The sequence below is a fragment of the Nocardioides jensenii JCM 1364 = NBRC 14755 genome, from assembly GCF_001552535.1.
In the GTDB taxonomy this organism is placed as follows: domain Bacteria; phylum Actinomycetota; class Actinomycetes; order Propionibacteriales; family Nocardioidaceae; genus Nocardioides; species Nocardioides jensenii.
In genome coordinates, this window is sequence record NZ_BCRJ01000073.1 from 34650 (window position 1) to 49888 (window position 15239).

At 68.3% G+C, this 15239-nt stretch carries 14 protein-coding genes; 12 read left to right on the plus strand and 2 right to left on the minus strand.

Annotation, left to right across the window (positions count from 1 at the left end):
- The first annotated feature begins 98 nt into the window (after window positions 1-98).
- The 3 genes from NJ4_RS16100 to guaA all read left to right on the plus strand — a co-directional run bounded on the left by NJ4_RS16100 (window position 99) and on the right by guaA (window position 5265).
- Window positions 99-1715, plus strand: coding sequence for a succinic semialdehyde dehydrogenase (locus NJ4_RS16100; RefSeq protein ID WP_067437425.1), 1617 nt, complete (start codon window positions 99-101; stop codon window positions 1713-1715).
- Complete coding sequence (locus NJ4_RS16105; RefSeq protein ID WP_067437427.1) at window positions 1712-3433, plus strand: GMC oxidoreductase; 1722 nt, start codon at window positions 1712-1714, stop codon at window positions 3431-3433. Before NJ4_RS16100 ends, NJ4_RS16105 begins: the two co-directional genes overlap by 4 nt.
- A 248-nt stretch (window positions 3434-3681) precedes the next feature.
- Window positions 3682-5265: a glutamine-hydrolyzing GMP synthase gene (guaA, locus tag NJ4_RS16110; RefSeq protein ID WP_067437429.1), complete on the plus strand. Its 1584-nt coding sequence runs from the start codon at window positions 3682-3684 to the stop codon at window positions 5263-5265.
- An 8-nt stretch (window positions 5266-5273) separates the two neighbouring features.
- Here the strand turns inward: guaA and NJ4_RS25710 are convergent, their stop codons facing one another.
- Window positions 5274-6455 carry an ROK family transcriptional regulator gene (locus NJ4_RS25710; RefSeq protein ID WP_067437431.1) on the minus strand — a complete coding sequence of 394 codons (1182 nt, stop codon included), beginning with the start codon at window positions 6453-6455 and terminating at the stop codon, window positions 5274-5276.
- A 184-nt stretch (window positions 6456-6639) separates the two neighbouring features.
- Between NJ4_RS25710 and NJ4_RS16120 the strand changes: the two genes are divergently transcribed.
- The 6 genes from NJ4_RS16120 to NJ4_RS16145 all read left to right on the plus strand — a co-directional run bounded on the left by NJ4_RS16120 (window position 6640) and on the right by NJ4_RS16145 (window position 11427).
- The gene (locus NJ4_RS16120; RefSeq protein ID WP_067437433.1) at window positions 6640-7695 is read left to right on the plus strand and encodes a sugar ABC transporter substrate-binding protein; all 1056 of its coding nucleotides are present in this window, start codon (window positions 6640-6642) and stop codon (window positions 7693-7695) included.
- A gap of 38 nt (window positions 7696-7733) precedes the next feature.
- Window positions 7734-8510: an ATP-binding cassette domain-containing protein gene (locus NJ4_RS16125; RefSeq protein WP_456093718.1), complete on the plus strand. Its 777-nt coding sequence runs from the start codon at window positions 7734-7736 to the stop codon at window positions 8508-8510.
- On the plus strand, window positions 8507-9757 hold the full coding sequence (locus NJ4_RS16130; protein ID WP_067437437.1) for a sugar ABC transporter permease: 1251 nt from the start codon (window positions 8507-8509) through the stop codon (window positions 9755-9757). Before NJ4_RS16125 ends, NJ4_RS16130 begins: the two co-directional genes overlap by 4 nt.
- A gap of 118 nt (window positions 9758-9875) precedes the next feature.
- A complete protein-coding gene (locus NJ4_RS16135) occupies window positions 9876-10391 on the plus strand; it encodes a SigE family RNA polymerase sigma factor (protein WP_067437439.1) in 516 nt (171 codons plus the stop codon).
- Entirely contained in the window at window positions 10384-11100 is a 717-nt protein-coding gene (locus NJ4_RS16140) for a hypothetical protein (protein ID WP_157551169.1), read from the plus strand. Before NJ4_RS16135 ends, NJ4_RS16140 begins: the two co-directional genes overlap by 8 nt.
- A 51-nt stretch (window positions 11101-11151) precedes the next feature.
- Window positions 11152-11427 carry a GNAT family N-acetyltransferase gene (locus NJ4_RS16145; RefSeq protein ID WP_067437443.1) on the plus strand — a complete coding sequence of 92 codons (276 nt, stop codon included), beginning with the start codon at window positions 11152-11154 and terminating at the stop codon, window positions 11425-11427.
- Window positions 11428-11482: 55 nt separating this feature from the next.
- Here the strand turns inward: NJ4_RS16145 and NJ4_RS16150 are convergent, their stop codons facing one another.
- The gene (locus NJ4_RS16150; RefSeq protein WP_174524613.1) at window positions 11483-12544 is read right to left on the minus strand and encodes a TerC family protein; all 1062 of its coding nucleotides are present in this window, start codon (window positions 12542-12544) and stop codon (window positions 11483-11485) included.
- Between the two features lie 219 nt (window positions 12545-12763).
- On the opposite strand from NJ4_RS16150, the gene NJ4_RS16155 reads away from it, so the two are divergent.
- From NJ4_RS16155 to NJ4_RS16165, 3 genes are all read left to right on the plus strand, one after another.
- Window positions 12764-13159 carry a VOC family protein gene (locus tag NJ4_RS16155; RefSeq protein WP_067437446.1) on the plus strand — a complete coding sequence of 132 codons (396 nt, stop codon included), beginning with the start codon at window positions 12764-12766 and terminating at the stop codon, window positions 13157-13159.
- 2 nt (window positions 13160-13161) lie between these two features.
- On the plus strand, window positions 13162-13812 hold the full coding sequence (locus NJ4_RS16160; protein ID WP_157551170.1) for a methyltransferase domain-containing protein: 651 nt from the start codon (window positions 13162-13164) through the stop codon (window positions 13810-13812).
- 105 nt (window positions 13813-13917) lie between these two features.
- A complete protein-coding gene (locus NJ4_RS16165) occupies window positions 13918-15168 on the plus strand; it encodes an endonuclease/exonuclease/phosphatase family protein (protein WP_067437450.1) in 1251 nt (416 codons plus the stop codon).
- The last annotated feature ends 71 nt before the right edge of the window (window positions 15169-15239 follow it).

Genomic DNA, 15239 nt, shown 5'->3' on the forward strand with positions numbered 1-15239 from the left:
CCGGAATCCGGGATTTACAAAAGGAATCAGAGTGTCAAGGGCGTCCAATTGCTACTGGAGGGTAGTGAAGGGTTCGTCGGTCACCTAGGCTCAGGACCATGAGCCAGCAGACCCCGCAACCTGAGCCCCTCGTCGGTGGCCCGCACGACCCCGAGCACGACCCGGGAGCCACCTATGCGCTCGAGCCCGACTACGCCGCGGCGCTGACCCGGCGCATCGTCTCCACCTCGGGGGAGTCGGCGCCGTCGATCAGCCCGGTCAACGGCCAGCCGCTGGGCCACGTCCCACAGTCGAGCGAGGACGACATCGTCGAGGCGTTCGCTCGTGCCCGCAAGGCGCAGGCGGCGTGGGCGCGTACGTCGCTCGACCACCGTGCCGAGATCCTGCTGCGGCTCCACGACCTCGTGCTCGACCGCGAGAGGGAGATCATCGACCTGGCGGTCTGGGAGTCCGGCAAGGCCCGCAAGGACGCCTATCTCGAGGTCTACCACGTGGCCCTGACCGCGCGTTACTACGCGCGCACGATTCACCGGCACCTCGACACCCAGCGCCGTGCAGGCGTCGTGCCCGGTGCCACGCGCGTCGACCTGAACCGGGTGCCCAAGGGCGTCGTCGGCATCATCGCGCCGTGGAACTACCCGTTCACGATGGCACTGTGCGACGGGTTGCCGGCGCTGGCCGCGGGCAACGCGGTGGTCACCAAGCCCGACGGCCAGACCATGCTCACCGCTCTGCTCGGTGCCCAGCTGCTCGAGGAGGCCGGCTTCCCCAAGGACCTGTGGACCGTCGTCGCCGGCCCGGGTTCGCGGGTGGGCACCTCGCTGATCGCGAAGTCCGACTACGTCTGCTTCACCGGCTCCACCGCCACCGGCAAGCGGGTCGCCGCAGGGTGCGCGGAGCGCCTGACCGGCTGCTCGCTCGAGCTCGGCGGCAAGAACCCGATCCTGATCCTGCGCGACGCCGCGATCGAGAAGGCGGCCGAGGGTGCGGTGCGAGCGACGTTCTCCAACGCCGGCCAGCTCTGCGTGTCCACCGAGCGCCTGCTGGTCGCCGACCAGGTCTACGACAGGTTCGTCGAGCGGTTCGTGGCGCGCACCGAGGCGATGGTGCTGGGTGCCGGCCACGAGTGGACCACCGACATGGGATCGCTGATCTCGCAGGCCCAGCTCGACACGGTCACCGCACACGTCGAGGATGCCGTCGCCAAGGGCGCCAAGGTGCTCACCGGTGGCCGGGCACGACCCGACCTGGGGCCCTACTACTACGAGCCGACGATCCTCGAGGGGGTCACGCCCGAGATGACCTGCTTCGGCAACGAGACGTTCGGCCCGGTCATCTCGATCTACCGGTTCCACGACGAGACCGAGGCGATCGCCAGGGCCAACGAGGGCGACTACGGCCTCAACGCCGCGATCTTCAGCCAGGACGGCAAGCGCGCCCGCGCGATCGCCCGCGAGATCAAGTGCGGCACGGTCAACATCAACGAGGCGTACGGCGCAACGTTCGCGAGCGTCGACGCCCCGATGGGCGGCATGCGCCAGTCGGGCATGGGTCGTCGTCAGGGCGCCGAGGGCATCCACCGCTACACCGAGTCCCAGTCGGTCGGAACCCAACGCGTGTGGGGATTCCGGCCGGTCAAGGGCATGTCCAACGAACTGTTCGCCAAGACGCTCACCGCAAGTGCGCGCCTGATGAAGAAGACGGGTCGCGCATGACCAGGAACCACGCAGGGCACTACGACGTACTCATCATCGGGTCGGGCTTCGGCGGCTCGGTCTCGGCGCTCCGGCTGACCGAGAAGGGCTACAAGGTCGCCGTGCTCGAGGCCGGTGCCCGCTTCGAGGACGACGACCTGCCGCAGACGTCGTTCGACCTGAAGAAATACGTCTACGCGCCCGCCGCAGGCATGTACGGCATCCAGCGCATCGACATGGTCAAGGACTGCCTGATCCTGGCCGGTGCCGGGGTGGGAGGCGGCTCCCTGGTCTATGCCAACACGCTCTATGAACCGCTCGACGCCTTCTATCGCGACAAGTCATGGGCGCACATCACCGACTGGAAGGACGAGCTCGCCCCCTACTACGACCAGGCCAAGCGCATGCTCGGCGTCGTCGAGAACCCGCTGACCACGGCGTCCGACCGGGTGATGAAGCAGGTCGCCGACGACATGGGCGTCGGCGACACCTTCCACCCGACCCCCGTGGGCGTCTTCTTCGGTGGCCCCGGCCAGCCCAGCCACAAGCCGGTCGCCGACCCGTTCTTCGGCGGGGTCGGCCCCGACCGCAACCCGTGCAAGAACTGCGGCGAGTGCATGACCGGGTGTCGCCACAACTCGAAGAACACCCTGGTCAAGAACTACCTCTACCTGGCCGAGCAGAACGGCGCGGACGTCCACCCCTTGACCACGGTCACCCGGGTCCAGCCGCGGCGCAACGGTGGCTACGAGATCACCACCCGGTGGACCAAGGCCAAGCTGTCGCGTCGGTCGGCGGTCAAGACCTTCACCGCCGACCAGGTGATCTTCGCCGCGGCCGCACTCGGCACCCAGAAGCTCCTGCACAAGCTCAAGGGCGAGGGTGACCTGCCGCAGCTCTCCGACCGGCTCGGCGTGCTCACCCGCACGAACTCCGAGGCGATCCTGGGGGCGCTGGCGCCCAAGGAGGACTCGACCGACTTCACGCATGGCGTGGCGATCACCTCGTCGTGGCACCCCGACGAGCACACGCACATCGAGCCGGTCCGCTACGGCAAGGGCAGCAACGCGATGGCGATGATGCAGACCGTCCTGGCCGACCAGACCGACACCGAGCCGCGCTGGCGCACCTGGCTCAAGGAGCTGTGGAAGCAGCGCAAGCAGGCGCTCGACCTCTATGACATGAAGCACTGGTCGGAGCGCACGGTCATCGCCCTGGTCATGCAGAGCCTCGACAACTCGATCACCACCGTTGGCAAGAAGACGCCGTTCGGCTGGGTGATGAGCTCGAAGCAGGGTCACGGCGAGCCCAACCCGACGTACATCCCCATCGCCTACGAGGCCGTGCGCCGCATGGCCGACGCCATGGGCGGAACCCCGGGCGGCAACGTGGGTGAGCCCTTCAACATGCCGCTCACCGCCCACTTCATCGGTGGCTGCACGATCGGGGACTCACCCGAGACCGGCGTCGTCGACGCCTACCAGCGGGTCTACAACTACCCGGGACTGCACATCGCCGACGGGTCGGCGATCTCGGCCAACCTCGGTGTCAACCCGTCGCTGACGATCACCGCCCAGGCCGAGCGGGCGATGTCGTTCTGGCCCAACAAGGGCGAGGCCGACCCGCGACCGACGCTCGGTGAGCAGTATGCCCGGATTGCCCCGGTACGCCCGGCCAGTCCCGTGGTCCCCGAGTCGGCTCCGGCCGCTTTGCGCCTCCCGATCGTCGGCGTCAGCTGACCATCGCCGGGAAATAGTTCGAAATAGAAGGGCCGGGGGCATAACCCGGCCCTTCTGCCTTCGTTGAGGTGTGTGGGTCCGACAGTCATGCTCCCTCCCACGTCGGGCCCCATGTCCAAGCTCTGTCCAGCAGATGCATGGACGATCAGGGCCCGACCACCCTCCCTCCCCGGTCGGGCCCTGATGCGTTTTCTGGACCATGTCGAGGCCTTTTCGGAGCGGCGGTCGATGGTCGATAGGATCCCGCCATGACCGGACCCGAGCACAGCCAGCACGACCTCGTCCTCGTCGTTGACTTCGGGGCGCAGTACGCCCAGCTGATCGCTCGCCGGGTGCGTGAGGCCCGGGTCTACTCCGAGCTGGTGCCGCACACGATGCCGGTCGCCGAGATGCTGGCCCGCAACCCCAAGGCGATCATCCTCTCCGGGGGCCCCTCCTCGGTCTACGCCGACGGCGCACCAGGCATCTCCGACGAGGTGTTCACCGCCGGAGTTCCGGTGTTCGGCATGTGCTACGGCTTCCAGCTGATGGCCAAGGGCCTGGGTGGCGAGGTCTCCCCGACGGGTGCCCGCGAATACGGCCGTACGCCGGTCAATGTCACCGCCCCGGGCACGCTGCTGGCCGACATCCCGGCCCAGCACAACGTGTGGATGTCACACGGCGACTCGGTCACCGCCGCCCCCGACGGGTTCGACGTGCTGGCCTCGACCGACGTCACCCCGGTGGCCGCTTTCGAGAACCTCGACAAGCAGCTCGCAGGGGTCCAGTGGCACCCCGAGGTGATGCACAGCGAGCACGGCCAGGCGACACTCGAGCACTTCCTCCACGACATCGCCGGCTGCCGGCAGACCTGGACGATGGTCAACATCGTCGAGGAGCAGATAGCCCGCATCCAGGAGCAGATCGGCACCGACGGGCGGGCCATCTGCGGACTCTCCGGCGGGGTCGACTCGGCGGTCGCCGCGGCCGTCGTGCAACGCGCCATCGGTGACCGGCTCGACTGCGTCTTCGTCGACCACGGGCTGCTCCGCAAGGGCGAGGCCGAGCAGGTCGAGCGCGACTTCGTGGCCGCCACCGGTGTGAAGCTGCACGTCGTCGACGCCCAGCAGCGGTTCCTCGAGGCGCTCGACGGGGTCAGCGACCCCGAGGAGAAGCGCAAGATCATCGGCCGCGAGTTCATCCGGGTCTTCGAGGCCGCCGAGGCCGAGGTCCTGGGTGAGGCGGCAGCCGATGGCGCCAAGGTGGCCTTCCTCGTGCAGGGCACCCTCTACCCCGACGTGGTCGAGTCCGGGGGCGGCGCCGGAACCTCCAACATCAAGTCGCACCACAACGTCGGCGGCCTGCCCGATGACCTCGAGTTCGACCTGGTCGAACCGCTGCGGGCGCTCTTCAAGGACGAGGTCCGGCTGGTGGGGGAGCAGCTCGGCCTTCCCTCCGAGATCGTCTGGCGCCAGCCGTTCCCCGGCCCCGGCCTGGGCATCCGCATCATCGGCTCGGTCAACCAGGAGCGTCTCGACATCCTGCGCGACGCCGACGCGATCGCCCGTGAGGAGCTGACCCGCGCGGGCCTCGATCGCGACGTCTGGCAGATGCCGGTGGTGCTGCTGGCCGACGTGCGCTCGGTCGGCGTGCAGGGCGACGGTCGCACCTACGGCCACCCGATCGTGCTGCGCCCGGTCAGCTCCGAGGACGCGATGACCGCCGACTGGTCGCGGCTGCCCTACGACGTGCTCGAGAAGATCTCGACCCGCATCACCAACGAGGTGGCCGAGGTCAACCGGGTCACGCTCGACGTGACCTCCAAGCCCCCGGGCACCATCGAGTGGGAGTGACGCTCGCCTCAGACCTGGAGCTCGGTGCGGTCCGAGGCCAGGAGCACCGCGCCGACCAGTGAGGCCCGCTCGCCGAGTACGCCGGCCTCGACCGGCGTGTTCGCGGCGGTGTCGAGTGCGTGCCGGCGCAGGCCGACACGCACCGAGTCGAGCAGCAGGTCGCCGGCGCGGGCCATGTCGCCGCCGATCAGCACGATGTCGGGGTTGAGCAGGTTGACCACGGACGCGACGCCCCAGCCCACGTGCAGCCCGGCGTCCTCGAACGTGCGCAGGGCGGAGACGTTGCCCTCGCGGGCGGCGGCGATGATGTCATCGATCGACGCGTCGGGGAACTGGCCGACCAGGAGGTCCTGCACGGCGCCGACCGACGCGTAGGCCTCGAGGCAGCCGCGGCTGCCGCAGCGACAGACAGGGCCCTGGGCGTCGAGGGTCAGGTGGCCGATCTCGCCGGCACTGCCTGAGGAACCGCGGAACAGCCGGTCCTCGAGGATCACCCCGGCGCCCACGCCGGAGGAGATCTTGATCAGCACCGAGGTCGCGTGCTCGCGTGCAGCCCCCTGTCGGTGCTCGGCCAGGGCGGCGAGGTTGGCGTCGTTCTCGATGTGCACCGGGCTGTCGAACGCCTCTGTCGCAACCTCTCGGGCGTTGACGCCCACCCAGCCGGGCAGGATCGCCGAGCTGCGCACCAGGCCTGCCACGATCGGCGCGGGCAGGCCCATCCCGATGTTGCGCACCGGCTCGTCGATGCCTGACGCGTCGCAGAGCTCGGCCATCAGGTCGCGAGCCAGGCCGAGTCCTTCGTCGTGGGTGTGCGCCGGGTCGAGCGGCTGGCGGCGCTCGGCGATCACGTTGCCGGCCAGGTCGCCCAGACCGACCGAGAGGTGGCTGTGCCCGAAGTCGACCCCGGCCACCACGCCAGCGGCGCGGGAGATGCGGATCGTCGTACCCCGTCGGCCACTGCCGGGTTCGGTGGACACCAGCCCGGCCCCGGCCAGGTCGCGGACGATGTTGGACACGGTCGCGGGGGCGAGGCCGGTGATGCGGGCCAGCTCGGCCTGGGTCAGAGGCGCGCCGTCTGCCGGGACGCCGCCGTTGCGACCACGGAGCACGTCGATCACACGGCGCTGGTTGGCCGTGCGCAGCGACGACGTCGAGCCGGGGTGATGCGCGGCAGGGGTCTCGGGCGGCATGGGTGAACCTTCTGACATCAGGCAGTTAGTCGTCAAGAGGGGGGTCCAAATTGCGCAATGTTGCGAGTTGGAACAATTTTGCGTTCAACTCTTGACGACAAACGCTGTGAGCCACAACACTCGACCTCACCAGCGCCGGACTCCGTCACCGCAACGTGGACGGGCCGGGAACCAGGAGGAAATCGTGACCACAACGTTCCAGCGCGTCGCCGCCATCGGTGTCGCCGTACTGATCAGCGCCGGCGCCCTGGCGGCCTGCGGCGCCAACGAAGCTGCCGAGGGCGGCGACGATCCCGTCATCGCGCTCCTGCTCCCCGAGACCAAGACCACCCGCTACGAGACCTTCGACAAACCGCTCTTCGAGGCCAAGGTCAAGGAGCTCTGCGAGAAGTGCGAGGTCAAGTACTTCAACGCTGACGGCAAGAAGGAGTCGCAGGCCGAGCAGGTCGACTCGGCGATCACGCAGGGTGCCGACGTGGTCGTGCTCGACCCGGTCGACGGCAAGGCAGCCGCTTCGGCGGTCAAGGACGCCCAGGCCGAGGACATCCCGGTGATCGCCTACGACCGCTTCATCGAGGGTGCCGACTACTACTTGTCCTTCGACAACCAGACCGTCGGCCGGATGCAGGGCGAGGCGCTGATCGAGGCGATGCACGACAAGGGCAACATCATCATGCTCAACGGTGACCCGAAGGACCCGAACGCCGCGCAGTTCAAGAAGGGCGCGCACGAGGCGATCGACAAGTCCAACCTCAAGGTCCTCGCGGAGTATGACAACCCCGACTGGAGCCCGGACAACGCGAACCAGTTCACCACCGACCAGCTGACCAGGTTCGGCAGCGCCAAGATCCAGGGCGTCTACGCCGCCAACGACGGTCAGGCGGGTGGTGCGATCAGCGCGCTGAAGGGGGCCAGCATCAAGGACCTGCCGCCGGTCACCGGGCAGGACGCCGAGATCGCCGCGATCCAGCGGATCCTCGCCGGGGAGCAGACGATGACGATCTACAAGCCGATTCCGATCGAGGCCGACAAGGCCGCCGAGGTCGCGGTCGCCCTGGCCAACGGTGACGACGTCTCCGACGCCACGGACTTCCAGGGTGTGAAGTCGTTCATCTTCGACCCGATCGTGGTGACCAAGGACAACGTTGCCGACACGGTCGTGGCCGACAAGTTCTACACGGTCGAGCAGATCTGCACCGCCGAGTACGCCGACGCCTGTGCGGCGGCCGGGCTGAAGTGATGGTCGATCAACACGCGGTGGCGCCGGCAGGGGGGAGCGTGCTCTCCCTGACCGGCGTCACCAAGCGGTTCGGTGCCGTGCAGGCGCTCTCCGACGTCGCGCTCGACGTGCGTGCCGGTGAGGTCGTCGCACTGGTCGGCGACAACGGTGCCGGCAAGTCCACGCTGGTCAAGATCATCTCCGGCGTCTACCAACCCGATGGCGGAACGTTGGTCTTCGACGGCGCCGAGATCCACCCCGACGGACCCGCCGACGCCAAGCGCGTCGGCATCGCCACCGTCTTCCAGGACCTGTCGCTGTGCGACAACCTCGACGTGGTGGCCAACCTGTTCCTCGGCCAGGAGCGACGAGGCGCCGGCGTGCTCGACGAGGTCGGCATGGAGAAGGAGGCCTGGCGCCTGCTCCGTTCCCTCTCGGCCAAGATCCCGTCGGTCCGCATCCCGATCGCGGCCCTCTCCGGGGGGCAGCGACAGACCGTGGCGATCGCTCGGTCGCTGGTCGGCCAGCCCAAGATCGTGATCCTCGACGAGCCGACCGCCGCTCTCGGTGTGGCCCAGACCGCCGAGGTGCTGAACCTGATCGAGCGACTCAGGGCGCAGGGTCTCGGGGTCATCCTGGTGAGCCACAACATGGCCGACGTCCAGGCGGTGGCCGACCGCATCGTGGTGATGCGGCTGGGTCGCAATGCAGCGGAGTTCCGCGTCGAGGAGGCCACCACCGAGGAGCTCGTCGCCGCCATCACCGGGGCCTCGGACAATGTCGTCGCCTCGCGCACGGCCCGCCGTGACCAGAGCAGAACGGAAGGACCGCGATGAGCGGAACAGTCAAGGATCCGACCGCTGCCGATCTGGGCGACGAGCGCCTCGTGCAGCAGAAGGGGTTCGCGGACGCCATCCGTGCTTCGTGGCGTCGGATCCGGGGCGGCGACCTCGGCAGCGTGCCGGTGGTGGTCGGGCTGGTCGTGATCAGCGTGGTCTTCTACGCGATGGAGCCGATCTTCCTCTCCTCGCGCAACCTCGTCTCGATCACCCAGTTCGCGGCACCGGTCGGCGTGATCGCCCTGGGGGTCGTGCTGGTCCTCCTGCTCGGCGAGATCGACCTGTCGATCGGCTCGGTCAGTGGCGTCGGTGCGGCCGTGATGGCGGTCCTCGTGGTGCACCAGAGCCAGTCGATGGTCCTGGGCCTGATCGCCGGCATCGCCTGCGGTGTGGCGATCGGTCTGCTCTACGCCTTCCTGTTCGTGCGGCTCGGCGTGCCCAGCTTCGTGTTCACCCTGGCCGGACTGATGGGCTTCGAGGGGGTGCTCTATCTGGTGCTCGGCAAGGACGGTACGATCAACCTCCCCGACGGGAACGTCTTCGTTCGCTACATGCGCTACGAATACCTCCCCGAGCCGATCGCCTACCTCTTGGTGGTGCTCATCTCGGCCGGCTACGTGACGAGTCGCCTGCTGGCCTCGCGCAAGCGGATCGCGGCTGGCCTCAGCGGCGTCTGGGTGCCCGGCCTGCTGATCAAGGGTGGCCTCCTGCTGCTCGGACTGCTCTTCGCGACGTACTACCTCTACATCGACCGGGGCTGGGGCTACCTCTGGGCGTTCTTCGTGCTGCTCGTGATGGTGATGAACTTCGCCCTGGTCCGTACGGCGTGGGGCAGGCACGTGTTCGCCGTGGGCGGCAACGAGGAAGCTGCTCGACGAGCCGGCATCAAGGTGACCCGGATCTACGTCTCCGTCTTCGTGCTGTGCTCCACGCTGGCCGCGATCGGCGGTCTGCTGGCGGCCGCCCAGATCACCTCGGTCTCCCAGAGCAGCGGCACCGACGACACCAACCTGACTGCCATCGCCGCGGCGGTCATCGGGGGCACCAGCCTCTTCGGAGGTCGAGGCTCGGCCTGGTCGGCGCTCTTGGGAATCCTGGTGCTCAAGTCGATCCAGAGCGGCCTCAACATCGTCGGAGTCGACTCGTCGTCGGTGCGACTCATCGTGACCGGCGGCGTCCTGCTGCTGGCCGTGTCAGTCGACTCGGTGGCTCGCCGGGCCCGGGCCTCCAGCGGTCGCGGCTGAGCAACCCTGGCGGAGTCCGCGGCACTCCCGTCCCGAAGCGGGTTGCCACATTCGGCTCGGTGGCCTCGTCGTAGTGAGTGAGAGAGTGACGTAGCAGCCGAAACAAGGTGGGGACCTCATGCGGCAGGGCGATCGGGCGCAGTTCGAAGACTTCGCGCAGGCGACCTCGGGCGAACTGCTCCGGGCAGCCTTTCTGATGTGTGGTGACCGGTTTCTCGCCGAGGACCTCGTGCAGGACACCTTCGCTCGCATCTACGGCCGGTGGCCGAAGGTGCGTGACGCGGAGAACCCGGTGGCCTACGCCCGCACCATGCTGGTGCGGCTGTTCATCAGCACGACCCGCAAGCGATCCTCGAGCGAGCGTCCGACCGCCGACATCCCGGACCAGGTCAGCCTCGACACGGATGTCGCGCTGCGACACACATTGGTCGCGGCGCTGCGACAGCTGTCGCCGACCGACCGGGTGATCGTGGTGCAGCGCCATCTGGTCGGCCTCGACTGCCGGACGGTCGCACGCGACCTGAACCTGTCGGAGCAGGCCGTGCGCAGTCGCAGCTCGCGCGCTCTCGCGAGGGTTCGAGAGATTCTCGGACCGGACTTTCTGATCACGAGCAGGAGTGGGCTCCATGAATGACCACGAGATGACGGACCTGCTGGAACGGGCGACACGTGGTGTCCACGGCACCCAGGAGCTTGTCGCCGGTGGGGTACGCCGAGGGCAGCGTCGGGAAGGTCGGAAGCGGCTCTCGGTGCTGGCCGGTGCCGTCGCGGTGGCCGCGGTGGTGACCACCACGGCGACGCTCGGCCCGTTCGGGGACAAGGCGTCGGACCCGGACAAGGATGTGGCCGCCTCAGTCGTGAAGCCGAAGTCGGCGCAGGCGCCAGCTGCCCTGCCACCCAAGCTCGAGCGACTGCAGAGACAACTGCTGGCCACGGTGCCTGCGGGGCTGCCCGCGGGCACCATCTATGGCCCCACCGTCGACTTCGATCCGCTCGACGGCACCGGCCAGGCAACCGTCCAGGCCATTGTCGCCAAGGACCCCGATGACCCGCTGCTCACCACCTGGGCCACAAGGTGCGCGGAGTTGGCTGACTGCTCCGAGACAGACGACGGGTGGGTGCTGATCGCGCCCAGCACACCCGACGTGCTCGGCGTCAACCCCGACCTCGAAGGAACGCGGGGGTTCTATCTCGGTCGCGACGGCACGTCGGTCACCGTGGTCGCCTACAACGGCACCGACCCGGCGATGGGCGGGCCGGTGACTCGGGAGAATCCGGTGCTCAACCGAGACGAGCTCGCGCAACTGGTCACCGACCCGGGCTGGTTCGACGGTCTGCGCTGACAGCCCTCGCCTCCCAAGAACCCTCAGGTCGCGTCTGTCAGGATGGCGGGCATGACAGTCGAGGTGCAGGACAACAAGGACCAGAACCGCTTCGAGGCACACGTCGAGGGCCAGTTGGCCGGCTTCGCGGAATACCGCCGCGCGTCCGACCACATCACCTTCACCCACACCGAGGTCTCCCTCGAGGGACAGGGCGTCGGCGGTGCATTGGCGCGACAGGCGCTCGACGCCGTGCGCGCCGAGGGCGGGCTGCGCGTCGTACCGCTGTGCCCCTTCATCAAGAGCTGGATCGAGAAGCACCCCGACTACCAGGACCTCCTGACCTGAGCTGAGGGCTCAGATCGCTGCCATGGCAGCCACCTGAGCCCTCAACCTCGTCAGGTCAGTCGTTCTCCCAGTCGCGACGCGGACCGGTGCGGGCATCGGTCTCTTCGTCGGACATGGTGCGGGAGACCGCCAGGCTGGCGATCGCGGTGATCGCCAGGGTGCCGATGATGACCACCAGCGAGAGCCAGATCGGCACGTCGGGCGCCCACGTGATGTGCTCGCCACCGTTGATGAACGGCAGCTCGTTCTCGTGCATGGCGTGCAGCACGAGCTTCACGCCGATGAACAGCAGCAGGAACGCCAGGCCGTAGGACAGGTAGATCAGGCGCTGCAGCAGCCCGCCGATGAGGAAGTAGAGCTGGCGAAGGCCCATCAGCGCGAACACGTTCGCGGTGAACACGAGGTACGGGTCCTTGGTGACGCCGTAGATCGCGGGGATCGAGTCCAGCGCGAACAGCAGGTCCGTCGTACCAAGGGTGAGCACGACGAGGAACATCGGCGTGATCAGGCGCTTGCCGTTCTCGATCGAGAAGAACTTCGTGCCGTTCCACTCGCTGGTCGCCGGCAGGTGACTCTCCGCGAACTTCACGAGGCGGTTCTCCTCGTACTCGTCGTCCTCGTCCTCGGCGCCTTCCTTGGCCAGCTTGTACGCCGTCCAGACCAGGAACAGGCCGAAGACGTAGAAGACCCAGCTGTACTGGTTGATGGCGGCCGCGCCGAGCACGATGAAGATCGCGCGCATGATCAGCGCCAGCACGATGCCGATCATCAGCACCTTCTGCTGGTACTCACGCGGCACGTTGAAGTTGGCCATGATGATGATGAAGATGAACAGGTTGTCGATGGAGAGTGAGTACTCCAGCAACCAGCCCGAGAAGAACTCCAGCCCCGGGTCGGGGGAGAGCTCGTGCGGCTCGGCGAAGATGAACAGGCAGATGCCGAAGATGATCGCCATGCTCACGAAGATCGCGAGATGGGTGCTGACCTCCTTCATGGAGGGCTCGTGCGGTCGACGGCCGATGATGGCCAGGTCGACGGTGAAGACAAGGACGGCGATGGCGATCGTGATGGCCCAGATCAGTGGGCTGGCGACGGAATCGCCGATGATTGCACCCAAGGAAATCTCCTCCGGAGTGGCGTGACGCTGCAGCACTTGGGGATGCGACAGCCGGACATGGACTCCGGAGGTCTCTTCCGCTCGACGTGAGCCGAACCAGTGGCACCGGACAGATTGCTCTGTCGTGGTGACGACACCACTGCGAAGGAATACTCCCCTCCTGAACCCGGACAGTGTTTCACGTTCCGCTTGTGGATGAGAACTCGCTAGGTTGTGAGCATGTCTCGCGCCGTGCACCACCTGGACCTGTGGGTCGCCGATCTGGCCGTCGCCGAGGGAGAGTGGGGCTGGCTGCTGGGTGAGCTCGGCTGGGAGATCGACACCGCGACGGGCAGTGCGTGTTCCTGGGCCCATCCGGACGGCACGCACTTCTTCCTGGAGCGCTCGGCCGACCAGGTCGACGAGCCCCACGACCGGCTGCGACCCGGCCTCAACCACCTTGCTCTGCTCACCGACGAGCGCCCCCTGCTCGACCGGATGCGGGCCGAGTCCAGCGCCCACGGCTGGCACGAGCTGTACGCCGACCGCTATCCGCACGCCGGCGGTGACGAGCACGTGGCGCTCTACGTGGAGAGCTCGGAGGGCTTCGAGGTCGAAGTCGTGTGGGAGCCCTGAGCGTGGGCGACCGCTGGGCGCAACGCCTCATGCGCAACCCGCTCCTCGCGCCGGTCTACGAGAAGGCCTACCGACCCCTGCTCGGCTGGGCGTTCATGGGTTTCGACCTCGACCACCTGCGCAACGAACGGTCGCTGACCGTCCGTGCCCTGCACCTCAGGCCGGGCGACACCGTGCTCGACGTGGCCTGTGGGCCGGGGCTCTTCACCCGTGCCTTCGCTCGCGCGGTGGCTCCCTCCGGCCTGGCCGTCGGCATCGACATGTCGGCTCCCATGCTCGAACGGGCTCGTACGACGAACGCGCACGAGCGGGCGGCGTACCTCTTCGGCGACGCGACGAACCAGCCGTTCCCGGACGACGCCTTCGACGCGGTCAACTGCTATGCCGCGCTCTACCTGATCCCGGACCCGTTCGCGGCGTTCGAGGAGATGCTGCGCGTCCTCCGCCCGGGCGGGCGCATCTCGTTGATGACCAGCCGCGAGTCGCCGTACCGCCTGGTGCGGCCGGTGCAGTCTCGCGTGCTCGGGGTGACCGGCCTGCGAATGTTCCACGCCGACGATTTCACCGGGCGCCTGCGCGGTGCCGGGTTCACCGAGGTCACCCAGGAGCTCCACGGAGTCGCGCAGTACGTCTCCGCCACCGCGCCCTCCTGACACCGTCTGGTCGAGACCACGTTCACGCAGGATTCACCCGGCAGGGTGGGCAGGGGCGGCGCATGGATCTACCGTGAAGGCTCGCCCACCCACCCGGAGGTTCCCGTGCGCCGCCTGCCCGCCCCGTGGCTCGTCCCAACAGCCCTGATCGCCGCGCTGGCGATGACCCCGGCACTCACCGGAGGACCGGCCCAGGCTGGACCCGAGCGGGGTCATGGTCACGGCGAAGGCCCTGACCGGTCGGTGCGGTTCGCCACCTTCAACGCCTCCCTGAACCGGGCTGCCCCCGGTCAACTGGTCGCCGACCTCTCGACACCCGACAACCAGCAGGCCCGCAACGTCGCCGAGACCATCCAGCGGGCGGCGCCGGACGTCGTGCTGGTCAACGAGTTCGACTACGCCCCCGAGGCCGTGGACCTGTTCCGCGACAACTACCTGGAGGTCGGGCAGAACGGCGCCGACCCGGCGCACTACCCCTACTCCTACGTGGCGCCGTCGAACACCGGTGTGCCCAGTGGCTTCGACCTCGACAACAGCGGCACCGCCGGCGGCGGCAACGACGCCCTCGGCTTCGGCGAGTTCGAGGGGCAGTACGGCATGGTCGTCTACTCGAAGTACCCCATCGACGCCGGTCACGCGCGCACCTTCCAGCACTTCCTCTGGAGGGACATGCCGGGGGCCCGGCTCCCCGACGACACCGCGACACCGGCGCCGGGTGACTTCTACTCGGCCGACGAGCTGGCCGTCCTGCCGCTCTCGTCGAAGTCGCACTGGGACCTGCCGATCCGCATCGGGCGGCGCACCGTGCACTTCCTGGTCAGCCACCCGACGCCGCCGGTGTTCGACGGTGCCGAGGACCGCAACGGTCTGCGCAATGCCGACGAGATCCGGTTCTGGGCCGACTACGTCAGCGGCGGCCGCACCGCGTCGTACATCCGCGACGACGAGGGCCACCGCGGCGGCCTCGACCGGCAAGGGCAGTTCGTGATCGCCGGTGACCTCAACTCCGACCCGCGCGACGGCGACTCACTGGCGGGCGCCACCGACCAGCTGCTCGACAACCGCCGGGTGAACACGTCCTCCACGCCGACCTCAGAGGGCGCGGTCGAGGCGTCCGAGCTGCAGGGCGGCGCCAACGAGGCGCAGGTCTCCGACCCGGCGTACGACACGGCCGACTTCGCCGACAGCACCCCCGGCAACATCCGTGCCGACTACGTGCTGCCGTCGAAGGGCCTGCGGATCCTCGACTCCGCGGTCTTCTGGCCGACCACCACCGACCCGCTCCACCGGCTCACCGGCGCCTACCCGTTCCCGACGTCCGACCACCGCCTGGTCTGGGTCGACGTACGCCGCTGAGCAGGGACGGCGAGCGGTCAGCGAGGCGCGGTTTCTCCGACCACAGGCGGATGCGTCGAGGCGTGCACCGC